This window comes from Cupriavidus sp. OTU4054 (assembly GCF_038440175.1).
Taxonomy (GTDB): domain Bacteria; phylum Pseudomonadota; class Gammaproteobacteria; order Burkholderiales; family Burkholderiaceae; genus Cupriavidus; species Cupriavidus pauculus_D.
Genome location: NZ_JASATF010000010.1, coordinates 83,560 through 103,577 on the forward strand (window position 1 = coordinate 83,560; position 20,018 = coordinate 103,577).

24 protein-coding genes are annotated in these 20,018 nt (G+C 66.1%); 15 read left to right on the forward strand and 9 right to left on the reverse strand.

Annotated features, from left to right (window positions below; translation table 11 throughout):
* Window positions 1-12: 12 nt before the first annotated feature.
* Window positions 13-894, reverse strand: coding sequence for a LysR family transcriptional regulator (locus tag AAHB16_RS13980; RefSeq protein WP_342051156.1), 882 nt, complete (start codon window positions 892-894; stop codon window positions 13-15).
* A gap of 132 nt (window positions 895-1,026) precedes the next feature.
* Here AAHB16_RS13980 and AAHB16_RS13985 point away from each other — a divergent pair, with 132 nt between their 5' ends.
* Genes AAHB16_RS13985 through pcaD form a run of 4 tightly spaced genes read left to right on the forward strand, consistent with a single transcriptional unit; the run spans window position 1,027 to window position 4,265 of the window.
* Entirely contained in the window at window positions 1,027-2,148 is a 1,122-nt protein-coding gene (locus tag AAHB16_RS13985) for a muconate/chloromuconate family cycloisomerase (protein ID WP_342051157.1), read from the forward strand.
* 54 nt (window positions 2,149-2,202) lie between these two features.
* A complete protein-coding gene (catC, locus tag AAHB16_RS13990; protein ID WP_150374755.1) occupies window positions 2,203-2,481 on the forward strand; it encodes a muconolactone Delta-isomerase in 279 nt (92 codons plus the stop codon).
* Between the two features lie 40 nt (window positions 2,482-2,521).
* Window positions 2,522-3,499, forward strand: a complete 978-nt coding sequence (locus AAHB16_RS13995; RefSeq protein ID WP_342051158.1) for a tripartite tricarboxylate transporter substrate binding protein — start codon at window positions 2,522-2,524, stop codon at window positions 3,497-3,499.
* Window positions 3,489-4,265, forward strand: a complete 777-nt coding sequence (gene pcaD / locus AAHB16_RS14000) for a 3-oxoadipate enol-lactonase (protein ID WP_342051159.1) — start codon at window positions 3,489-3,491, stop codon at window positions 4,263-4,265. Before AAHB16_RS13995 ends, pcaD begins: the two co-directional genes overlap by 11 nt.
* Window positions 4,266-4,336: 71 nt before the next feature.
* On the opposite strand, the gene AAHB16_RS14005 is transcribed toward pcaD, so the two are convergent.
* Window positions 4,337-5,251, reverse strand: coding sequence for a sterol desaturase family protein (locus tag AAHB16_RS14005; protein WP_342051160.1), 915 nt, complete (start codon window positions 5,249-5,251; stop codon window positions 4,337-4,339).
* 310 nt (window positions 5,252-5,561) lie between these two features.
* On the opposite strand from AAHB16_RS14005, the gene AAHB16_RS14010 reads away from it, so the two are divergent.
* Window positions 5,562-6,611 carry a porin gene (locus AAHB16_RS14010; protein WP_342051161.1) on the forward strand — a complete coding sequence of 350 codons (1,050 nt, stop codon included), beginning with the start codon at window positions 5,562-5,564 and terminating at the stop codon, window positions 6,609-6,611.
* A gap of 119 nt (window positions 6,612-6,730) precedes the next feature.
* Entirely contained in the window at window positions 6,731-7,537 is an 807-nt protein-coding gene (locus tag AAHB16_RS14015; RefSeq protein WP_150374751.1) for an IclR family transcriptional regulator, read from the forward strand.
* 66 nt (window positions 7,538-7,603) lie between these two features.
* Here AAHB16_RS14015 and AAHB16_RS14020 read toward each other — a convergent pair whose 3' ends face one another.
* The 4 genes from AAHB16_RS14020 to AAHB16_RS14035 are packed head-to-tail and all read right to left on the reverse strand — an operon-like array spanning window position 7,604 to window position 10,621.
* The gene (locus tag AAHB16_RS14020) at window positions 7,604-8,323 is read right to left on the reverse strand and encodes an SDR family NAD(P)-dependent oxidoreductase (RefSeq protein ID WP_342051162.1); all 720 of its coding nucleotides are present in this window, start codon (window positions 8,321-8,323) and stop codon (window positions 7,604-7,606) included.
* Window positions 8,320-9,285 carry a Bug family tripartite tricarboxylate transporter substrate binding protein gene (locus AAHB16_RS14025; RefSeq protein WP_150374749.1) on the reverse strand — a complete coding sequence of 322 codons (966 nt, stop codon included), beginning with the start codon at window positions 9,283-9,285 and terminating at the stop codon, window positions 8,320-8,322. Before AAHB16_RS14025 ends, AAHB16_RS14020 begins: the two co-directional genes overlap by 4 nt.
* Before the next feature lie 43 nt (window positions 9,286-9,328).
* Complete coding sequence (locus AAHB16_RS14030; RefSeq protein ID WP_342051163.1) at window positions 9,329-10,081, reverse strand: SDR family NAD(P)-dependent oxidoreductase; 753 nt, start codon at window positions 10,079-10,081, stop codon at window positions 9,329-9,331.
* A 12-nt stretch (window positions 10,082-10,093) separates the two neighbouring features.
* Complete coding sequence (locus AAHB16_RS14035) at window positions 10,094-10,621, reverse strand: 2,4'-dihydroxyacetophenone dioxygenase family protein (protein WP_150374747.1); 528 nt, start codon at window positions 10,619-10,621, stop codon at window positions 10,094-10,096.
* Between the two features lie 157 nt (window positions 10,622-10,778).
* Between AAHB16_RS14035 and AAHB16_RS14040 the strand changes: the two genes are divergently transcribed.
* Together AAHB16_RS14040 and AAHB16_RS14045 are read left to right on the forward strand one after the other, a co-directional pair.
* Window positions 10,779-11,717 carry a LysR family transcriptional regulator gene (locus AAHB16_RS14040; protein ID WP_150374746.1) on the forward strand — a complete coding sequence of 313 codons (939 nt, stop codon included), beginning with the start codon at window positions 10,779-10,781 and terminating at the stop codon, window positions 11,715-11,717.
* A gap of 127 nt (window positions 11,718-11,844) precedes the next feature.
* Entirely contained in the window at window positions 11,845-12,114 is a 270-nt protein-coding gene (locus AAHB16_RS14045; protein ID WP_342051164.1) for a hypothetical protein, read from the forward strand.
* Window positions 12,115-12,179: 65 nt separating this feature from the next.
* Here the strand turns inward: AAHB16_RS14045 and AAHB16_RS14050 are convergent, their stop codons facing one another.
* Window positions 12,180-12,548, reverse strand: coding sequence for a response regulator (locus tag AAHB16_RS14050; RefSeq protein WP_191002372.1), 369 nt, complete (start codon window positions 12,546-12,548; stop codon window positions 12,180-12,182).
* Window positions 12,549-12,843: 295 nt separating this feature from the next.
* On the opposite strand from AAHB16_RS14050, the gene AAHB16_RS14055 reads away from it, so the two are divergent.
* Window positions 12,844-13,458, forward strand: a complete 615-nt coding sequence (locus AAHB16_RS14055; RefSeq protein WP_223851739.1) for a response regulator transcription factor — start codon at window positions 12,844-12,846, stop codon at window positions 13,456-13,458.
* The gene (locus AAHB16_RS14060; protein ID WP_342051165.1) at window positions 13,455-14,390 is read left to right on the forward strand and encodes a sensor histidine kinase; all 936 of its coding nucleotides are present in this window, start codon (window positions 13,455-13,457) and stop codon (window positions 14,388-14,390) included. The genes AAHB16_RS14055 and AAHB16_RS14060 overlap by 4 nt, the downstream gene beginning before the upstream one ends.
* Here AAHB16_RS14060 and AAHB16_RS14065 read toward each other — a convergent pair.
* On the reverse strand, window positions 14,339-14,533 hold the full coding sequence (locus AAHB16_RS14065; RefSeq protein ID WP_342051166.1) for a hypothetical protein: 195 nt from the start codon (window positions 14,531-14,533) through the stop codon (window positions 14,339-14,341). The genes AAHB16_RS14060 and AAHB16_RS14065 overlap by 52 nt on opposite strands.
* A 226-nt stretch (window positions 14,534-14,759) precedes the next feature.
* Entirely contained in the window at window positions 14,760-15,200 is a 441-nt protein-coding gene (locus AAHB16_RS14070) for a hypothetical protein (protein ID WP_342051167.1), read from the reverse strand.
* 90 nt (window positions 15,201-15,290) lie between these two features.
* Here AAHB16_RS14070 and AAHB16_RS14075 point away from each other — a divergent pair, with 90 nt between their 5' ends.
* From AAHB16_RS14075 to AAHB16_RS14095, 5 genes are all read left to right on the forward strand, one after another.
* Complete coding sequence (locus tag AAHB16_RS14075) at window positions 15,291-15,863, forward strand: TetR/AcrR family transcriptional regulator (protein WP_342051168.1); 573 nt, start codon at window positions 15,291-15,293, stop codon at window positions 15,861-15,863.
* 37 nt (window positions 15,864-15,900) lie between these two features.
* Window positions 15,901-16,782 (forward strand): NmrA family NAD(P)-binding protein, encoded by an 882-nt coding sequence (locus AAHB16_RS14080; RefSeq protein ID WP_150374738.1) that lies wholly within the window; start codon window positions 15,901-15,903, stop codon window positions 16,780-16,782.
* 120 nt (window positions 16,783-16,902) lie between these two features.
* Window positions 16,903-17,340: an auxiliary protein of the heavy metal cation-transporting efflux system HmyCBA gene (locus tag AAHB16_RS14085; RefSeq protein ID WP_150374737.1), complete on the forward strand. Its 438-nt coding sequence runs from the start codon at window positions 16,903-16,905 to the stop codon at window positions 17,338-17,340.
* A gap of 169 nt (window positions 17,341-17,509) precedes the next feature.
* Window positions 17,510-18,859, forward strand: coding sequence for a TolC family protein (locus AAHB16_RS14090; protein WP_150374736.1), 1,350 nt, complete (start codon window positions 17,510-17,512; stop codon window positions 18,857-18,859).
* 2 nt (window positions 18,860-18,861) lie between these two features.
* Window positions 18,862-20,016 (forward strand): efflux RND transporter periplasmic adaptor subunit, encoded by a 1,155-nt coding sequence (locus tag AAHB16_RS14095; RefSeq protein WP_342051169.1) that lies wholly within the window; start codon window positions 18,862-18,864, stop codon window positions 20,014-20,016.
* Window positions 20,017-20,018 lie beyond the last annotated feature (2 nt).

The following is a 20,018-nucleotide window of genomic DNA, read 5'->3' on the forward strand; positions in this document are numbered from 1 at the left end:
GCCGTTTCCGCACTAGCCGTGCAGCCGCTCCCGCACCCAGGCCAGCGTGCGCGCCAGATGCGGCGACGTATCGCCCGCGCGATAGCTCATGATCACGGGCGACAGAAAGCCCGGCGCTTCGATGGGTACGTATCGCACATCGTCGCGATGCAGCCGCTGCACCGACGCGGGCACGAGCGTCATGCCGAGGCCGGACGCCACGAGGCCCAGCGCGGTCTGGAGTTCGTTGGCTTCCTGCACCACGCGCGGCTGCAACCCCTGGGCGCGGAACAGCGACAGCACGTGGTCCGCGTAGCTCGGCCGTGGCCGGGCGGGGTAGAGGATCAGCGGCTGACGCGCCAGATCTTCCGCGGTGGGCGGCGCCTTGGGTGGCGTGGCGGCAATGGGGATGGCCGCAACCAGGGTCTCCGACATGACGACCTGCTGGACGATCGCGGCATCGTTGAAGGGCAGTCTGCCGAATGCGAGGTCGATGCGCCCGGACTTGAGCGCCTCCACCTGCTGTACCGTGATCATCTCGGTCAGGCCGACCTCCACGTCGCCATCGTTCTCGCGGAGCTCGCGAATCAGTTCCGGCAGCACGCCGTAGAGCACCGACGGCACGAAGCCGATATTGAACCAGCGCTTCTCGTTGCGGCCGATGCGTCGCGTGCCCTCCAGCGTTTCCTCGAGCCGCTGGGTCAGTTGCAGCGACTGGTCGAGCAGGAAGCGGCCCGCCTCGGTCAGCCTGAGGCCGCGCGCGACGCGGTCGAACAGCGCCACGCCCACTTCTTCCTCGAACTGGCGGATCTGGCGCGATAGCGGCGGCTGCGCCATATGGAGCTTCTCTGCCGCGCGCGTCACGTTGAGTTCCTGCGCGACGGTCTGGAAATAGCGGAGGTGGCGGAGTTCCATGGCGGAGGGGGGGGTATGCCGAGGCATACCTTGAGGGTATGAATCGAGACATCTTCGGTCTTGGACGCCCGTCGCGTCAAGGTCCATACTCGGTGCAACGCATGAATGCGCATGTTTACGGATGGAGAAGGTATGACAACGACGATCACCGCCGTCGAAGCGATTCTGGTCGATCTGCCCACGATCCGGGCCCACCAGCTGGCCATGGCCACGATGCAGCAGCAGACGCTGGTCATCGTGCGCCTGCGTTGCAGCGACGGCGTGGAAGGTATCGGCGAGGCCACGACGATCGGCGGCCTGTCGTACGGCGAGGAAAGCCCGGAAGGCATCAAGCTGACGATCGACACCTACCTGGCCCCCGCGCTGATGGGGCAGGACGCCGCCAACGTCCATGGCGCGATGGCGCGCCTGAACAAGGTGGCGCGCGGCAACCGGTTCGCCAAGTCCGCGCTGGAGTCGGCCATGCTCGATGCCCAGGGCAAGCGCCTTGGCGTACCGGTGGCCACGCTGCTCGGCGGCGCGGTGCGCGACACGCTGCCCGTGCTCTGGACGCTGGCCAGCGGCGATACGGGCCGCGATATCGAGGAAGCCGAGCGTTTTCTCGAAGAACGCCGCCACAACACGTTCAAGCTCAAGATCGGCCGCCGCGCCGTGCGCGACGACGTGGCGCATGTCTCGGCCATCAAGCGCGCGCTGGGCGACCGCGCGCGCGTGACCGTCGATGTCAATCAGGCGTGGAACGAGGCCGAGGCGGCCACCGGTATCGCGGCGCTGGAGGCCGCCGGCATCGATCTGATCGAACAGCCCACGCCGCGCGAGCACCGCGCCGCGCTGGCACGTCTGGCCGCGCGCTTCGTGGTGCCGATCATGGCCGACGAAGCCGTGACCGGCCCCGAGGATGCGATGGAACTCGCGCGCCTTGGCGCCGCCGACGTATTTGCGCTGAAGATCGCCAAGTCCGGCGGCATCTTTGGCATGCTGCGGACTGCGGCGGTGGGCGACGCGGCTGGCATCGCGCTCTATGGCGGCACGATGCTCGAAGGCGCCGTGGGGTCCATTGCCGCGGCGCATGGGTTCTGCACGCTGCCGCAGCTGGCCTGGGGCACCGAGCTGTTCGGTCCGTTGCTCGTCAAGGACGATATCGTGACCGAACGTCCGGTGTTCCGGGACTTCGCGCTGCATCTGCCGCAGGGGCCGGGTCTTGGTCTCGCCATCGACGAGGACAAGCTCGCGCACTATCGCCGCAAGGCCTGACCTGTCAACGCCACCCACGCAACGCCACCAACGATCGATCAAGGAGACTATCCCATGCTGTTCCTCGTCAGGATGGATGTACAGGTGCCGCAGCACCTGCCCGCCGACACGTTCGAAGCCATCAAGGCGCGCGAGAAGGCCTACGCGGAGGACCTGCAGCGGCAGGGCAAGTGGCAGGCGCTATATCGCGTGGTGGGCGAGTACGCGAACTACAGCGTGTTCGACGTGGAGTCGAACGACGAACTGCATGCGTTGCTGTCCGCGCTGCCGCTGTTCCCCTACATGAAGCTGCATGTGACGCCGCTCGCCAAGCACCCGTCGTCCATCCGCTGATCGCGGACCCCGATAACCATTACAACAAGGAACGGAGACAATGAAGTCCTTGCTGCCCTCGCTGGCGACCCTCGCCGTAGCGGCTTCGGCGGTGTTCGCCGCCGCCCCCGCGCATGCCGCCTATCCCGACCACCCCATCCGCTGGATCGTCCCGTTCCCCGCGGGCGGCGCCATGGACAATATCGCGCGCACGCTCGGCGAGGACATGTCGAAGTCGCTGGGGCAGGCCATCGTGGTGGAGAACCGTCCCGGCGCGGGCGGCAATATCGGCGCGGAGCTCGTGGCGCGCGCGCCGGCCGACGGCTACACGCTGATCATCGTGGCCAATGGCATGGCCGTTAACCCCGCGCTGTACGGCAAGCTCAGCTACGACCCGATCAAGGATTTCGCGCCGGTGTCGCTGCTCGCGGTGGTGCCGAACGTGCTGGTCACCAGCAAGGCGAAAAACCCCAGCAAGACCGTGGCCGACGTCATCGCCAGCGCGAAGGCGAAGCCCGGCAAGTACACCTATGCGTCGGCCGGCAACGGCACGTCCATCCATCTGGCCGGCGAGCTCTTCACGTCCATGGCGCATGTGGACCTGCTGCATATCCCTTACAAGGGGTCGGGCCCGGCCATGACGGATCTGCTGGGCGGGCAGGTGGACTACATGTTCGACAGCATCACGTCGGCCAAGCCCCATATCGATAGCGGCAAGCTCACGCCGATCGCCGTGACCACGAGCGTGCGGTCGTCCGCGCTGCCCAATGTGCCGACGGTGGCGGAGGCTGGCGTGCCGGGCTACGAGCTGTCGCCGTGGTTCGCGACGTTCGTGCCCGCGAAGACGCCGCAGGCCGTCATCGACACGCTCAACCGCGCGATGCTCGAATCGCTGAAGAAGCCCGCGGTGCGGCAGCGGCTGGCCGGTATCGGCGCGGAGCCGATCGGCAGCACGCCCGCGCAGCTCAAGGATCATCTGGCGAAGGAGACGGCCAAGTGGGGCGCACTGATTCGCGAGCGGGGGATCCATGCCGATTGAGCCCACGCGTCGGCTGCATTACGTCATCGAGGGAGAGGCCGGCAAGCCTGTCCTCGTGATGTCGAATTCGCTGGGCACTACGCTCGAGATGTGGGACCCGCAGATGACCGCGCTGACGTTGCACTACCGCGTGCTGCGTTACGACACGCGCGGTCATGGCCGCTCGGCGTTGCCCTCGCCATCGTTCGGCATGGCCGAGCTTGCGGCCGACGTCGTCGCCATCATGGATCATGCGGGCATCGAACGCGCGCATTTCTGTGGGCTGTCGATGGGCGGCATGACGGGGATGTTCCTTGCCAGCCGTCACGCCTCGCGCTTCGGCCGCTTCGTGCTGGCCAACACGGCGGCGTTGATCGGGCCGGAGACGGTCTGGAACAATCGCATCGCGACGGTGGAGCACGACGGCATGGGTGCGATCGTCGATGGCGTGCTCGCGCGCTGGTTCACCGAACCTTATCTGCGCGCGCATGGCGATGACATCGCGCCGGTACGGCGCATGCTGGAGACCGCCAGCGTCGCGGGCTATACGGCCAATTGCGCCGCGGTGCGCGATGCCGATCTGCGTGGGCTGCTGCCGTCGATCGACGCGCCGGTGCTCGTGATTGCCGGCGAGCAGGACCTGGCCACCACCGCGGCACAGGGGCGCGAGGCCGCGGAAGCGATTCCGGGCGCGCGATACGTGGCGCTGCCCGCCGCGCACCTCTCGAACTGGGAGGTGCCCGAACCATTCGCCGAACACGTCGTCACGTTCCTGCGCGGACGTTAGTCGCGGACGCTGGTCGTTAAGCCAGAACGGGCAGCCGTCGCTGCCCGTTTCCTCATTACATTTCCTTCCGCTCAGCCGGCGCTTGCCGCCATCTCCTGCTGCTGCTGATGCTGCTTGCGCAGTGCCTCGGTCGTCGTGCCTTCGCCGTTCGGTGCCCAGCCCGGCGGCATGGTCAGGTAGCCGATCGCGTTCAGCATGCTGCCCGCATCCTTCATGTCCTTGCCCAGGCTGATCCAGTGTTCGAACTGGTTCACAAGCGGGTTGTGCGTCGTCGTCGGGTGGACCAGGCCGAAGCGGCAGGGTTCGTCTTCCCGTTCTTCCACGTAGGTGCCGAACAGCCGGTCGAAGACGATCAGCACGCCGCCGTAGTTGGCATCGAGGTAATCGACATTCGAAGCATGGTGCACGCGGTGGGCCGACGGGGTATTGAACACATACTCGAGCCAGCCCAGCTTGGGGATCCACGTGGTGTGCAGCCAGAACTGGTACAGCAGGTTCAGGCTCAGCGTGGCCAGGACCACTTCCGGGCGCACACCGAGGAAGACCAGCGGCGCGAAGAAGACGGCGGTGCCCGTGATCTTGCCGGTCCAGCCGAGGCGGTACGCGGTGCCCAGCGTCAGCTCGTTGGGCGAGTGGTGCACGGCGTGCGTGGCCCAGAAGAAGCGGATGCGGTGCGAGGCGCGGTGGTACCAGTAGTAGCAGAACTCCTGCCCGACGAAGAGCAGCAGCACGGCCAGCGCGCTGTTGATCTCGACGGTGAAGAGGCGGTGCTGCCAGGCAAACGCGAAGATCGGCGTGGCCAGCGAGAGCGGCAGGAAGGCCATGAGCTTGCGGCCGACCATGTCGGCGAGGGACAGGCCCATCTCGTGCCAGTGGTATTCCGTGCCTTCGCGGCGTGCCTTGCGCGCCAGAAAGAAGGCCTCTACGAATGAAGCCGCCACGACGATTCCCGTGACGAAGAACGCGATGTAGTGAAGGTTTTCCATGATCGTTTCCGGTGGTTGAGCGATGACGTGTGTGCGTCGGTGAGCCAACTGTAGGAGCCGGTCGGGGCGGGGGCCATCTGGCAATTATGTCGACCGATGTCATGGCCGGACGGTGAAACACCGCGACATATCTCCGCGTTCTCCGTTTGACGTTTCGAACGACCGCATGCTCGAAACGTCACTCAATGTGTATTTTGTGATACAAATGCACACTTCAATCTGACAGCGCCCGCTGGAACAATCTGCCTCGGCATTGACACATCCGCGATCAATCAGCGGTTGGCGGCCACCACTAGGGGAAACCGAGAGCATGAAGAGAGAGCTGGTAGCAGTGGCCCTGGCGGGCCTGGGTTGTCACGCGTATGCGCAGACGTCCGTCACGCTGTATGGCGTGGCCGACGTGGGTGTCGAGTTCGTGAATCATCAGAAGGGCGCTGGCAACAGCGTGGTGCGGATGCAGTCCGGCAATCTGTCGGGGTCGCGCTGGGGGCTGCGCGGTGCCGAAGACCTGGGCGGCGGTCTGCGCGCGGTCTTTGCGCTGGAAAGCGGGTTCAGCATCGACGATGGCAAGAGCGGGCAGAGCGGTCGCCTGTTCGGTCGTCAGGCGTGGATCGGTCTGGACGCGTCGCAATTCGGCACGCTGACGCTGGGTCGCCATATGACGCCGATGTATGACATCGGCGTGCAGTACGACCCGATGGGCATCTCCACGCGTTACTCGATCGGCGTGCAGGACGACGTGTTCCAGTCCCGCGCCGACAACTCGCTCAAGTACACGGGCAGGTTCGGCCCGGTCACGGCCAAGCTGCTCTACAGCTTTGGCGCGGACGGTACGTCTGGCGTGAATGGCGAAGTGCCGGGCAGCCCGAAGGTCGGCCGCGAATACGGCGCGAGCCTCGCGTACGAGAGCGGTCCGCTGGCCATCGCGGCCGTGTACGACGAGCAGGACGGCAAGACCGTCGCCACGAAGGACGATCACACGCGCAAGGCCGCGCTGGTCGGTACCTACGTGATCGGTCCGGTCAAGTCGTACCTCGGATACCGCTATGGCCGCATCCATACGGCGCCGAACGCGGCCACCTCGTCGAACCTGTACTGGGCCGGCGCCTCGTGGGATATCACGGCCGCATGGTCGCTGACCGGTGCCGCGTACTACCAGGACTTCCGCAATTCCGGGGCGGATCCGTGGCTGTTTATCGTGTCGGCGGACTATGCATTCTCCAAGCGCACCGACGCCTATCTGAACCTTGCCTATACGCGCAACAAGGATGGATCCGATCTGGGCACCGGCGGCTTCGGCAGCACCGTGCCCGGCAAGAACCAGACCGGTGTACTGATGGGCATCCGCCATCGTTTCTGACAACGATCGCCACGCACTTTCCTTGTCCTTTGAACGCCGCGGCATGGCGCCTCGGCGTTTTTTTTGCGTCCGCATGCGCGATAATGGCTGCCTGTCCACCGACATCCACGCCATTGCTCATGACCGCTTCCTCTCCCGCCAAGGTCGCCGGTACCGCCGCGTTCTCCAAGTTCATGGTGGTGCTGCAGCAGGTCGCCGATGCCGAGGAGCCCGTCACCATCGCGTCGCTCGCGCGCGACGGCGAATTTCCGCGTCCTACCGTGTATCGCATCGTCGCGGCGCTCGTGGCCGAGGGCATGCTGCGCGAGAATCCGCGCGACAACACGCTGTCGCTGGGGCCACGGCTCATGCAGCTGGCCAGCCGCAGCTGGTCGCGTTCCGATCTGCGCGTGGCGGCCGTGGAGGCGCTCAAGACATTGCGCGATGTCACGGGCGAGACCGTGCATCTTGCCGTGCCCAATGGCAACACGATGATCTACATCGAGAAGCTCGAGAGCCCGAGCGCGGTGCGCATGGCGTCGCGCATCGGCACGTCGGTGTCGATGCATTCCACGGCGGTGGGAAAAGCGTATCTGTTCGCGCTCGCGCAGGACGCGCTCGATGCATTGATCCCGCAGCTGGAGTTCAAGCGCTATATGCCGAACTCGATCGGCGACGCGAAGACCCTGCGCGCGCAACTGGACGCGTTCCGCGCGCAGGGGTGGTCGGTCGATGACGAAGAGAACGAAGCGGGCATCCATTGCTTCGGCGCGCCGATCGTCGACGCACAGGGCCGCCCGATCGCGGCGGTCAGCGTGAGCACGCTACGGTTCCGCCAGAAAGAGGACCCGGTGGCGGCATACGTGACACCGCTGATCGCGGCCTGCCGGGAGATCGGCCTACGCGTCGCGGAAACCCCTGCGCTGGCCGGCGGCCGCGACGTTTGATTACCTGCTGGTTCAGGTTTTCTCCCCTCTCCCCGTGGGGAGAGGGGCCGGGGGAGAGGGCGCCCTTCAACTCACCATATACCCGCCATCCACCGGCAATATCACCCCCGTAATAAACCCCGCCGCCGGCGCACACAAAAACGCCACCGCCTGCGCGACATCCTCAGGCGTGCCCCATCGCCCCAACGCCGTCCGCTGAAGAATCGGCTCCGCGCGAGACGGGTCGTCCTGCAGCGCCTGCGTCAGCGGCGTCGCAATCCACCCCGGCGCCACCGCGTTCACGCGAATGCCATCGGCCGCATACGCCAATGCCAGCGACTTGGTCAGCTGCGCCACACCGCCCTTGCTCGCCGCATAACCGGGCACCAGCGCGCCGCCGAAAAAGCTCAGCATCGACGCCGTATTGACGATCACGCCCCTGCGCGCCGCCAGCAACGGGCGCGCCGTCGAGCAGATGCGCATCGTGCCCGTGAGGTTGACGTCCAGCACCTGTGCGAACACATCCACGTCATGCTCGGTCCCGCGACGAATGATGCCCGCGCAGTTGACGACGATATCGAGCCCGTCGAATCCGCCGATCAGCACGGCCACGTCGGCGTCCTGGCTCACGTCGGCAATCTGGATATCGATCGACCCATCGAGCGACCCGTCGCCGCGATCGATCCCCGTGGCCGTCACGCGGGCACCGAGGCTCGCGAGCCGGTTGGCGACCCCCGCGCCGATGCCCTGCGTGGCGCCCGTGACCAGCGCGCGTTTGCCCGCAAACAGGTTGGCTTCGAATGTCATGGATTCAATCCCAGCTTGGCGATCAGCGCCTTGAAGTAGGCATCGTCCCTGGCAATCGCGGCCCGGAACTCGTCCTGGTCCGCATAGGCAAAGCCGAGGTTCTGCTTGTCCATCATCTCGCGCAGCGCGGGCTCCGCGGCGGTCTTCGCGGCCGCCGTGCGCAGCACGTTGATGACCTCGGGCGGCGTCCCCTTCGGCGCGCCGATCCCGCGCCACGTGCCGATCGACAGATCGACCTTGCGCTCCTTGAGCGTCGGCACGTTCTCGAAGCCCTTCACGCGCTGGTCCGCCATCACGGCAAGCGTCTTGAGCTTGCCGGCGGACACATACGCATAGACCTCCGCAGGGCTCACCGTCACCGCATCGATATGTCCGCCGAGCAGCGCGAGCACGGCGGGATTACCGCCCTGAAACGGAATATGGTTGAACCTGGTACCGGTCTTGTCCTCGAGCGCCGCCGCGGCCAGATGCCAGATCGAGCCACTGCCCGCATTGCCCACGCGCATGCCGCCGGGGTTCTTGCGCGCGGCATCGAGGAACTGTTCCACCGTGGTGTACGGCGAATCGCTGCGCACGGTAATCGCCGACGGATCGGCGTTGAGCCGCGCGATCGGCGTGAAGTTCTCGTACGTGAGCTTGGTCAGACCCAGGTGCGGCACGATGGTCAGGTCGGCCGTCAGCAGCGACAGCTTGTAGCCGTCCGCCTTGGCGTTGGCCACGTCGGCCCACCCGATGGACCCGCTCGCACCGGGTTTGTTGACCACGATCACGCTCTGCGGCAGATGCTTGCGCGAAGACTCGCCAAACGCGCGCGCGAGCGCATCGGTGCCGCCGCCGGCCTGGAACGGCACGACGAGCTCGACGCTATGGGTCGGGTAGCTCTGCGCCTGCACGGTCGGGCCGGCAACGCAGGCGGCGGTCAGCGCAATGCCGCAACCTAGGCGGAACGCGAGAGTTTTCATGAGGCTTGTCTCCTGTCTGGTCTATTTTTAGGGCACTACGAAATCAATAGGTCGCGCGGCCTCCGGAGAGGTCGAACACCGCGCCGGTGTTGAACGAACACGACGCCGAACACAGCCACAGCACCATCTCCGCCACCTCGTCGGGCTCGCCGAGCCGATGCATCGGGCTCTTGTCGATCATCGTGCGCACATGCGCGGGCGACATCTGCTCGAGCAGGCGCGTGCGTACGGCCGCCGGGGCAATCGCATTGACGAGCACGCCTTCCATCGCGAGCTCCTTGCCGAGCGACTTGGTCAGCGCGAGCACGCCAGCCTTGGCCGCGCTGTACGCCGACGCGTTGGGCGTGCCTTCCTTGCCCGCGAGCGAGGCGATATTGACGATGCGCCCGTAGCCCGCCTGCCGCATGGCGGGCACCACGGCCTGGCACGCATGGAACACGCCGACGAGGTCGATCTCGACGATGCGCTGCCACTCGGCGGGGTCGTACGCATCGAGCGGTACGGTCGGTCCCGCGTAACCCGCGTTGTTGACGAGGCAGTCGATGCGTCCCCAGCGCGAGAGGGCGGCCGTCGCGGCCGCGCGCAGCGTGTCGGGCCGGGTCACATCGACGGCGCTGAACAGGCCGTCGCCGGTATCGTCGAGCGCGTTCGGCAGATCCCAGACGATCGCGGTCGCGCCATGCGCGCGCAGCTGCGCGACGATTTCCGCGCCGATCCCCGCCGCGCCGCCCGTGACCACGGCCACCGTGCCGGAGAAGTCGTAGCGCGCGTGGGAGCCCCGTGGCGTCGCGTTCATCGGACTGCGCCGCTATCGAATGAACTGGTTGGCATAGTCGGCGCCGAGGCCCACGGCTTCGAAATGCTTGCGGCACATCTCGATCTTCGTGAACACGTCCTCGTACCCCATGCCCTTGCCCCACGGGTCGGTGTAGTACATGACGCCGTTCACCTGAAAATACGTGATCATCTCCTCCACATCGGGCGGCACATAGAGCGTGTGCGTCTCGCCGGGCGGCTCGAACACGTAGCTGCCTTCGACCGCTTCCCAGTCATGCTCGAGATACTTCCAGCGCCCCTTGAGCACGAAGCCATGCACGGCCTGCGGATGGCGATGGCGGCTCAGCACGCCCGACTTCCGCACGCGCAGCAGATTCATCCAGTAGCCCTGGCTCGCGTTGAGGCACAGCGGCCGGAACCACACATTCTCGGCCTGCGGCACCCACAGGCGCTCGTCGGTCGGGATGGCCTGCGGCACGACGATCTCGGGCAGCGCATCGGGCGGGTTCGGATACTGGTAGGGCGTCAGCGGTTCTGTGTCGGGCGTATCGAGCGGCATGGGAATCTTCTGTTGTCCATATTATGGATTGCTTAACTACAATATGGACTTATTGTAGAGTCGCGCCGACACGCTTGTGGGATAGGACTTTCCCTAGCCGGAATCGACGCCCTGCGCGCTATAGTCACGCATCATTCCCAACCCTCAGTTGCCAAACATGGACAAGGCGCGCGTACTGACACTGTTCCTGGGCGTGGTCCGGGCCAAAAGCTTCGCGCAGGCCGCGGTGGAGGCCGGCGTCACGCCGCAGGCGGTCAGCAAGGCCGTGCGCACGCTCGAGGACGAACTCGGCGTGCGGCTGTTGCACCGGACCACGCGCAAGCTGAGCCTGACGACCGAAGGCGCGCGATTGTTCGAACTGGCCGATCCGGGCATGCGGCAGCTCGACGAAGCGCTCGAACAGGTGCGGAGCAGCCGGGCCGAGGACGACGGCATGCTGCGGCTGACCGCGCCGCATTCGGTGGCCGTGCGCGTGCTGGTGCCGCTGATCCGGCAGTTCCGGCAGCAGTATCCGGGCATCACGTTCGACGTCGTGGCCAGCGATCTCTTTACCGACCTCGTGGAATCGCGGATCGACGTGGGCTTCCGGGCCGGGACCAGCCCGGGCCAGAACCTCGTGGCCCGCAAGCTCTGCGATCTGCCGCTGCTGATCTGCGCCTCGCCCGAATATCTGGCCCGGCATGGCGAACCGAAGCGCGCCGAGGACCTGCAGCGGCACCAGTGCACGGGCTTCCGGCGGCCCGTCACGGGCCGGACGATCCCGTGGGAACTGACGATCGATGGCGATCTGGTCTACCTCGAGGTGCCGGCCGTGGCGACCTTCAACGATGTGGAGACCGAGATCGAAGCCGTGCGCGCGGGCATCGGCATCGGCCAGCTGTCCGCGTACATGGTGCAGGAGGATCTGGCGGCGGGGCGGCTCGTCGCGATTCTGCCGCAGTACGACAGCAACAACGTCGGCCTCTACATGTACTACCCGCATCGCACCCATATGCCCGTCCGCGTGCGGCGCTTTATCGATTTCGTCGTGGCGGCGAGCGGCGGGCCCGGCGATCGGCTGCTGGGGTTGGGCGGCACGTCGATCGCCAGGCGCTGATCATCAACCATCGGTTGTCAGTGAAACGTCATTCCTGGTCCTAGTGTCGCGAGTGGGTAGCTCCTACATTGGTCTCAACGGCAACGCGCCGCAGATATCCAGTTATCCCATCCACAGGAGTTCGATCATGACGTCCCACTTCGCACGCACGCTCGTTGTAGCCACCATGACGCTGACCCTCGGCGTCGCGCTGTCCGGCAACGCCCACGCCGGGCAGGACCGCACCGGCGTCAGCGCGCCGCCGGCCCGCACGCTGCAGGTCTTCGATCATCTGGCCCGCGCCGATCGCGCAGGACCGCGCGACCCGTACACCGATGGCGCGCGCCTTCGCGAACGCAACCCGTTCGTCGATGGTGCGCGTATCGGCCCGCGCAGTTCGTTTTCCGACGGCGCCTGACGCCTGAAGCCCGGGTCCTCCCGCACCAACGCCCCGCACGGGGCGTTTTTTCCATGCCCGCGCCCTCAGGAAGGCGAGAGCGCCAGCGCATGCTCGATGGCCCCCACCATCGCCGAGGGCAGAAAGGGCTTCTCCAGCAGCGCGGCGGCGTTCAATAGCGCGGCCCGCTGGCGGTACGTCTCGTCCGCCGCGCCCGTCATGAAGATCACTGGCATGCGAAGCCCCGCCGCCCACAACGACTCGTACAGCGCGAAGCCCGTCATCGCGGGCAACTCGATATCGGCAATGAGGCAGGTGGTGGCCGCCAGCCGCGGCGATTGCAGGAATCCGCGCGGCGTCGCATAAAGCGCAACGGGCAGCCGCAGCGAACGGATCAGCCCGCCGAGCGCGATTCTTACGCCCGCATCGTCCTCCACGACGGAGACAAGGGGCACCACAATTGACGAGTTCTGCATGGCGGCGGACGGCGGGCGACGGGCGGAGTCATGTGGTCTCAATGTATGTGCACGCGGACGCGCGGGCGCTACCACTACGGTCGGTTCGAAGTCATACCAAAGTCGCACTTCATGCGCCGAAGCACAGCTTTTTGTGGCGGGCGCCCCGCAACCGACATACATTTTCTGGATAGTCAGAAGAATATGCGCGGATTCGCCAAAGGTACGAAGGGGGTGTACTGTGACGTTTCATGCCATTCCCGCAGCGCTGTCGGACTTGGATGACGAGGGACTCGTGTTGGCTGTCGATGACGAGGCGGCCATGCGCAGGGCGCTGGCCAACCTGTTCCGCTCGGTCGGCCTGCGCTACGAAACGCTGTCTTCCGCCGAGGAATTGCTGGCGCTGACGCCGCCCGACGTGCCGACCTGCCTCGTCCTGGACGTGCGGCTGCGCGGCATCAGCGGGCTGGAGATCCAGGCGCGGCTGCGCCAGCGCCAGCATCCGATCCCGATCGTCTTCATCTCCGGCTATGCCGATTTTGCAATGGGTGTCGCCGCCATGAAGGGCGGCGCGTGCGACTTTATCGCCAAGCCGTTCCGCGACCAGGAACTGCTCGACGCCGTGCACCGCGCGCTGGAGGTGGATCGCACGCGCCGCTCGGCGGACTCGCGGGTGCGCGCGCTGCGGGCACGCTTTGCGCAACTCACGCCGCGGGAGCAGGAAGTCATGTCGCTGGCCACGGCGGGTTTGCTGAACAAGCAGGTGGCCAGCGCCATCGGCATTACCGAGGCGACGGTGAAGATCCACCGTGGGCAGGTCATGCGCAAGATGCAGGCGGACTCGTTCGCGGAACTGGTGACGATGGCCGACGCGCTCGCGGTACGCCGCCCTCGCGCACTCACCCTATGATCTGGCTGGCCATCGTGCTGGCCGTGACAACGCTGGCATTGGCCATGCGCGTGCGCGCGATGCGGCGCGAGGTCGTGCGTCAGCGCGCCGCATTCGCGCGGCTGCAGGACATGCTCGCCCATGTCAGCCGCCTGTCCACGCTGGGCGAAATGGCCGCATCCATCGCGCACGAACTCAGGCAACCGCTCGCGGCGATCTCGCTCGATGCGGATGCGTCGCTGCGCTGGCTGTCGCACGAGACCGTGGATCTGAAGGAGGTATCGGAGGGCGTCGAACGCATGCGCGAGGAGGCGCTGCGCGCGGAGCGGGTGCTGCGCGGACTGCGCGCGCTGAGCCGGCGCACGGAGCGCGAGGTCGAGCCGCTGTCGCTGCGCTCCGCATGGGACGAAACCGTGCCGCTGGTGCCGCTGTCGCGCCTCGCGCACGCCGAGCGGATGGACGTGGATATCGCCTCATCGCTACCCGACGTACTGGCGGACCGTGTGCAAATCCAGCAGGTCATGCTGAACCTGCTCACCAACGCGCTGCAGGCGGTCGCCGCGGTGCGCACCGGACATCTGCGCATACGCGCCTACCAGTGTGGCGACCATCGCGACGCGCGCAACGGACCCGTGTGGTTCGAGATTGCCGACAACGGTAGCGGCATCGATCCGCGGCATCTGCCGCGGGTCTTCGAACCCTTCTTCACGACCCGCCCGGAAGGCATGGGCATGGGCCTCGCGATCAGCCAGCGTCTGGTGGAAGCCCACGGCGGCGCGATGACCATTCGGTCGCGGGACGGCTGGACGACCGTCGCCTTTTCCTTACCCGCGTTGCCACGCGGCCCGGCAGACCCCTCGGGGAATGCGTCCGGTGACAGGGGCGGGGAGCCGCGTCAGGCTCAGCCAGCCTTGGCGTTGCTGCCCGATGCCCTGCGGGCTTCCTGCAGCTGATGCTGCAGCTGGGCCTGTTGCACTTGCTGCTGGTGTGCATAGGTACGGGCGCGCTCGATGACGGTCCAGTCGGGACCGGCAAAGGCGGAAACGGAAGAGACAAGGGCGGCGGCGCCGGCGATGGCAAGAAGAACGCGCTTCATTTTCAACTCCAGATGGGTGGGACAAGTGCTCTGCATCGAGCGATGCAATGCGTTAAGCGATGGCTTAAGAATGGTCGCTACTTGCTATTGGGTCAAAGACCCATTTCCAATGTCCGTCATAGGTTGAACCAATAGCTGTCGAGCGTACCGGTCGCGACGATACCGGACCCATCGGCGAAGGTTTCCGTGTCGTTTCAGAAGTGTTCAAAACGCCGGATGCGGCGGTTTATCTGCGGCCCGATTTCAGATTCGCCGTGTTCTGCTTCCATGCGGAGAACACGCCATCGAGGCAGTCCAGCGTGGTGCAGGCGTCGCGCTGTTTGCGGAACGCTGCCACGTCATCGTCGGTGATCTTCTGCTCGCGCAGCATGCGCTGCTGATCGGCAAAGATCCGGCGATAGCCCATCGACAGCAGCGCGTGATCGCAGATCAACCGCTCGGCGGCCGTCGCACTGCCGCGCGTGGCGGGATCGCACGTGATATCGATGCCTTGGGATTGCGCGAGGGCAAGGGAGGGAAGGGCGAGGACGGAGAAAAACGAGAAAATCGCGAAGCAGCGTGTCACGCGGATATCGGCAAAGGCGCCAAAGATGGGCGGAAGGCGAGAGTCTACCGCCTTCCGCCGCCTTGACTCGGGCTTCACTCGACCTAATGTGCCAATCCCCATCTAAAACTTCCTTGACTTCCAAATAGATGGTGACTACCATCTAAATAAGATGGTTAGCGACCACAAACAATCGAAGGCACAGGGGCGAACATGAGAAAGTCGAAAGCGGAAACCGCGGAAACACGCCGGCGCATCGTCGAGATGGCCGCACGCGAGTTTCGGCTCAAGGGCATTCAGGCGACGGGGCTCAACGACGTCATGACGCCGCTAGGCCTGACGCAGGGCGGCTTCTACCGGCACTTCGCGTCGAAGGACCAGCTGGTGGCGGAGGCCTGTACGCAGGCCATGGCCGAAGTCATTGCCGGACTGGAAGCCGCGGCGGGAAAGCAGGGCGCGAAGCCCGGCATCGCGCCGCTGGTCGATGCCTACGTGTCCACGGCGCACCGCGACACGCCGACCGGCGGCTGCCCGCTGGCCGCCATGGGCAGCGAACTGGCCCACGCGGACACGCAGACACGGCGGGCCGCCACGCAGGGGTTCGACGACCTGCGCGACACCCTTGCCAGACGCTTCGCGGACAGGTCCCCGAACGAGGCGAAATCCGCCGCCGCGTTCGCGCTGGCGGCAATGATCGGCGCGATCACGATGTCACGCGTCATTGAAGATTCCGACGCTTCAGTGGCGCTTTTGAACGATGTCAAACGGCATCTCGATGCGATTTGACGCTGTCGGACACCCATTACCTCGACAGGAGCAACTCATGGCACAACGCAAATATCTGATCACGGGCGCAACGGGCAAGACCGGTGTCCATACCATTCGTCAACTGCTGGAGCAGGGGCACGCGGTGCGCGCCTTCGTGCATCAGGAGGACGAGCGCAGTGAAGCGCTGCGCGCGCAGGGCGCGGAAATCTTCGTGGGCGACCTGCTCGAGCACGACGACGTGATCCACGCGATGGAGGGCGTGTCCGGGGCCTATCTGTGCTATCCCGTGCGGCCCGGCTATATCCAGGCGACGTCCTACTTCGCCGATGCGGCCAAGCGCGCGGGCGTGGAGGTCGTGGTGGAGATGTCGCAGATCTCGGCGCGCGAGGACTCGAAGAGCCATGCGGCGCGCGACCACTGGATTGCCGAGCGCGTGCTCGACTGGTCGGGCGTGCCCACCGTGCATATCCGTCCGACGTATTTCTCGGAGTGGCTGACATTCCCGTGGGTACGCGACCCGCTCGTGAACGAAGGCAAGATCACGCTGCCCTATGGGGACGGCCGCCACGCCCCGATCGCGGCGGAAGACCAGGCCCGCTTTATCGCGAGCGTGCTGACGCAGCCGGAAGGCCATATCGGCCGCATCTACTCGCTGTTCGGGCCGGTGGAAATGAGCCAGCAGGAAATCGCCGCCGAAATCGGCAAGGTCCTCGGCCGGACCATCACGTACGCACCGTCCACGCTCGAGCAGTACCGCGCGCATCTGGAGTCGTACAACCTGCCGGAATTCCTGATCCAGCATTTTCTGGCCACGGCGGTGGACTATCAGAACGGCATCTTCTCGGGCGTGGACGGCGTTATCGCCCAGGTGACCGGCCAGTCCCCGCAAACCGTGGCGGACTTCGTGCAGTCGAATCGGGAGGCGTTCGCAGCATAAGTCGCGGAACTCCTATGAATCTGCGGGGTCAATGTTTCGTTCGGTTACAATGCTGTGTCGCAGCAATTCGCCTGCCACGTGGTTTTCCCGTCGTAACCCCTCCAACGCGCGCCCCCATTCATGCGTTTCGTCGTCTATCTGCTGACTGCCCTGTGCCTGTCCGCGCTGTCGTTTTCGGCAGCGGCGAACGTGCGCGCGGATGCACCTGCGGCGGACGCCGTCATGGAGGCGGTGGCGCAGTCCGATGCGGTCGTGGCCACCGGGTTCTTCGATGACGGCGATGCCGCCGAGCAGATCGTCCTGCCCGGCGACGACCCGCTCGAGGTCGAGGAAATCTTCGTCGATAACGGTCCGCCGCCCGGTTACTGCAATATCTGGTCCGCGGACCTGCTCGACCCGCTGGACATGCTCGACGAGATCGAGGAGTCCAGCGCGCTGTTCGTGCTGCCGCCCGTTCCTCCCGTTCAATTCTCCGTAGCCACCTACGTGGCACCTTCCGGTGGCCGGGCTCCCAGCCGGCCGGCGAGCCTGCTCAGGCCGCCTGACGCCCTCGTCTGACGTCTTCACGGCATCCGCCGTCTGTCCGGTAACGACCGGACACGGCGGGTCGCATCCTTGCCCTTAGCGCCTGTATGGCGCCATGCTCTCGTCCTGATGCCATGGCATCCAGGGACGTCATCCGCCTTTGGCGGGCGTGGGGCAACCGTTTCGCTCGATTGCTTTCGACATGAAGAACAAGATAACGCTGACCTGGGCAGCGTCGTTGTCGCTGGTAGCCGTGTCCGCATGGGCACAGCAGCCGGCCACGACGACCGCGCCGGCCGCGGTCCGGACACCACCCGCATATACGACCCAATCGGTCACGATTTTCGATCTGCAGCAAGTGCTCGCGCTGGCGCAGTCCACCAACAAGGGCGTGGACGCCGCACAGGCCGGCGTGGATGCCGCGTCCGCGGCCATCACGTCCGCCGGCGCGTATCCGAACCCGCAGGTCGAACTGATGTACGGCCGCCTGCAGGGCCGCCAGTCCGACGTGCCGAGCGGCGCCGCGCCGACCTACGCCGTGGTGCAGAAGTTCGACTATCCGCAGCAGCGCAGCCTGCGCCAGGAAATGGCGGGCCGCGGGCTCGAGGCATCGCAGGCGCAGCGGCAGGGGTTCCGGTCGGACCTCGCGGCCCGCGTCAAGACATCGTTCTATCAGGTGCTGCGCCGCGAATCGGAGCTCAACTCCGCGCGCCAGGACCTCGAGATGATGCGGCAGATCCATTCGCGCGCCCGGCTGCGCGTGGAAGTCGGCGAGGCTCCGCGCTACGAGCTGATCAAGGCGGAAACCGAACTGCTCACCGCGCAGAAGAACATGCAGACGGCCGAGCTGCGCGTGGATCAGGCCAAGGCTGGGCTGCGCCAGCAGGTGGGCGGCGGCATGCCGTCGCTGTTCGACGTGCAGGGTACGCTCGGCACCTCGCCCACCGTGCCGGCGCTCGGCATCCTCCACGAGACGATGCTCAGCAACAACGCGGAACTGACGCAGCGCCGCATGGAACTGGAGAAAGCGCGTCTCGGCGTGGACTACCAGCGTTCGCTGCGCTGGCCCGAGGTCTCGGTGCGCGCGCAGACCGATCGCCAGCCCGACAACAAGGTGACGCAGGTCGGCCTGGTCATGACCATTCCGCTATGGGACCGCCGCAGCGGCCCTGTTGGCGAGGCCACCGCGCAGGCCACGCAGGCGCAGACCGCGCTGGAAGCGCGCCAGTTCGAGCTCATGCAGGAACTGGACACCGCATACCGGCAATACGAGATCACGCAGGCGCAGGTCACGGCGCTGGAGTCCGGCATCGTGCGCGAAGCCGAATCCGCGCTGGGCGTGGCGGAAGCCGCGTACCGCTTCGGCGAGCGCGGCATTCTCGACTTCATCGATGCGCAGCGTGTGCTGCGCAATGCGCGGAACGAGCTCATCGCCGCGCAGTACGAGATGCAGGTTGCCGCCATCCAGATCGAAAAGCTCATGTCCGCGGCGCCCGGTAGCGTTACCGGTCCGATGCCGTCCGCGATGCCCACGTCCCAGATTCCGAATTGATCATGCGCCCCAATTTCCTTTATTCGTTCACGGCCGCCGCCGTCATGGTGCTTGCGCTGACCGGCTGCTCCAAGGAGGCGGAGACCGAACCGGCCCTGGCCAAGCTGCCGCCGGGTCTGGTCCAGCCCGAGCAGAACCTGCTGGCGACGCTCAAGGTCGCGCCCATCGCCACGTCCCCGTTCGCGGAAATGCTGCGCGTGGCCGGCCGCGTCGACTTCGACGAGCAGCGCGTCTCGCGCATCGGCGCGAGCGTGACCGGCCGCGTCACCGATCTCTACGCCATCCTCGGCCAGGAAGTGAAGGCCGGCCAGGTGCTCGCGCGCCTGCATAGCAGCGAACTCGGCGCCGTCCAGATGTCGTTCCTGAAGGCCGTGGCGCAGAGCGACCTCCAGTCCCGCAATGCCGAGCGTGCCCGCCAGCTGTTCGCGGCCGACGTGATCGGCCGCGGCGAACTGCAACGCCGCGAAAGCGAATTCGCCATCGCGTCCGCGGAAATGCGCGCCTATCGCGACCAGCTGCGCGTGCTGGGCATGTCGCCGGCCGCCATCGCCACGCTGGCCAAGAGCGGCAGCATCGACTCGTACTCGCCCGTGTATTCGAGCATCAGCGGCACCGTGGTCGAGCGCAATGTCGCGCAGGGCCAGGTCGTGCAGCCGGCGGACGCGCTCTACACCGTGGCCGACCTGTCGCGCGTCTGGGTCGTGGCCGAAGTGCCCGAGCAGCAGGCCGCGCTGGTCGCGGAAGGGCAGAGCGTGGATATCGAAGTCCCGTCGCTGGGCAACGGCAACGGTGCGATCACGGGCAAGCTGATCTACGTCGGCCGCATCGTGAACCCGCAGACGCGCACGGTGCTCGTGCGCACCGAGCTCGACAACCGCGACGGCCGCCTCAAGCCCGCGATGCTCGCGAGCATGCTCATCGCCAGCAAGGCCGTGGAGCAGCTGGTGGTGCCGGAGTCCGCCGTGGTGCGCGATGGCAACGACGAGTCCGTCTATGTGGAGATGCCCAACCACCAGTACCGCCTGACCAAGGTCAAGCTCGGCGCGGAAAGCGACGGCATGCGCGTGGTGCTCGGCGGCGTGAAGCCGGGCGACCGCGTGGTGGTCGATGGCGCGTTCCATCTGGACAACGAGCGCAAGCGCCTCGAACAGGGATAAGC

Coding starts and splice junctions, on each gene's coding strand:
- catC (WP_150374755.1), top strand. CDS start 2,203: ATGCTGTTCCTCGTCAGGATGGATGTACAGGTGCCGCAGCACCTGCCC.
- pcaD (WP_342051159.1), top strand. CDS start 3,489: ATGCCGATTGAGCCCACGCGTCGGCTGCATTACGTCATCGAGGGAGAG.
- AAHB16_RS14085 (WP_150374737.1), top strand. CDS start 16,903: ATGCGTTTCGTCGTCTATCTGCTGACTGCCCTGTGCCTGTCCGCGCTG.
- AAHB16_RS13985 (WP_342051157.1), top strand. CDS start 1,027: ATGACAACGACGATCACCGCCGTCGAAGCGATTCTGGTCGATCTGCCC.
- AAHB16_RS14045 (WP_342051164.1), top strand. CDS start 11,845: ATGACGTCCCACTTCGCACGCACGCTCGTTGTAGCCACCATGACGCTG.
- AAHB16_RS14070 (WP_342051167.1), bottom strand. CDS start 15,200: ATGGGGATTGGCACATTAGGTCGAGTGAAGCCCGAGTCAAGGCGGCGG.
- AAHB16_RS14035 (WP_150374747.1), bottom strand. CDS start 10,621: ATGCCGCTCGATACGCCCGACACAGAACCGCTGACGCCCTACCAGTAT.
- AAHB16_RS14005 (WP_342051160.1), bottom strand. CDS start 5,251: ATGGAAAACCTTCACTACATCGCGTTCTTCGTCACGGGAATCGTCGTG.
- AAHB16_RS14015 (WP_150374751.1), top strand. CDS start 6,731: ATGACCGCTTCCTCTCCCGCCAAGGTCGCCGGTACCGCCGCGTTCTCC.
- AAHB16_RS14025 (WP_150374749.1), bottom strand. CDS start 9,285: ATGAAAACTCTCGCGTTCCGCCTAGGTTGCGGCATTGCGCTGACCGCC.
- AAHB16_RS14030 (WP_342051163.1), bottom strand. CDS start 10,081: ATGAACGCGACGCCACGGGGCTCCCACGCGCGCTACGACTTCTCCGGC.
- AAHB16_RS14040 (WP_150374746.1), top strand. CDS start 10,779: ATGGACAAGGCGCGCGTACTGACACTGTTCCTGGGCGTGGTCCGGGCC.
- AAHB16_RS14065 (WP_342051166.1), bottom strand. CDS start 14,533: ATGAAGCGCGTTCTTCTTGCCATCGCCGGCGCCGCCGCCCTTGTCTCT.
- AAHB16_RS13995 (WP_342051158.1), top strand. CDS start 2,522: ATGAAGTCCTTGCTGCCCTCGCTGGCGACCCTCGCCGTAGCGGCTTCG.
- AAHB16_RS13980 (WP_342051156.1), bottom strand. CDS start 894: ATGGAACTCCGCCACCTCCGCTATTTCCAGACCGTCGCGCAGGAACTC.
- AAHB16_RS14010 (WP_342051161.1), top strand. CDS start 5,562: ATGAAGAGAGAGCTGGTAGCAGTGGCCCTGGCGGGCCTGGGTTGTCAC.
- AAHB16_RS14075 (WP_342051168.1), top strand. CDS start 15,291: ATGAGAAAGTCGAAAGCGGAAACCGCGGAAACACGCCGGCGCATCGTC.
- AAHB16_RS14060 (WP_342051165.1), top strand. CDS start 13,455: ATGATCTGGCTGGCCATCGTGCTGGCCGTGACAACGCTGGCATTGGCC.
- AAHB16_RS14020 (WP_342051162.1), bottom strand. CDS start 8,323: ATGACATTCGAAGCCAACCTGTTTGCGGGCAAACGCGCGCTGGTCACG.
- AAHB16_RS14090 (WP_150374736.1), top strand. CDS start 17,510: ATGAAGAACAAGATAACGCTGACCTGGGCAGCGTCGTTGTCGCTGGTA.
- AAHB16_RS14095 (WP_342051169.1), top strand. CDS start 18,862: ATGCGCCCCAATTTCCTTTATTCGTTCACGGCCGCCGCCGTCATGGTG.
- AAHB16_RS14080 (WP_150374738.1), top strand. CDS start 15,901: ATGGCACAACGCAAATATCTGATCACGGGCGCAACGGGCAAGACCGGT.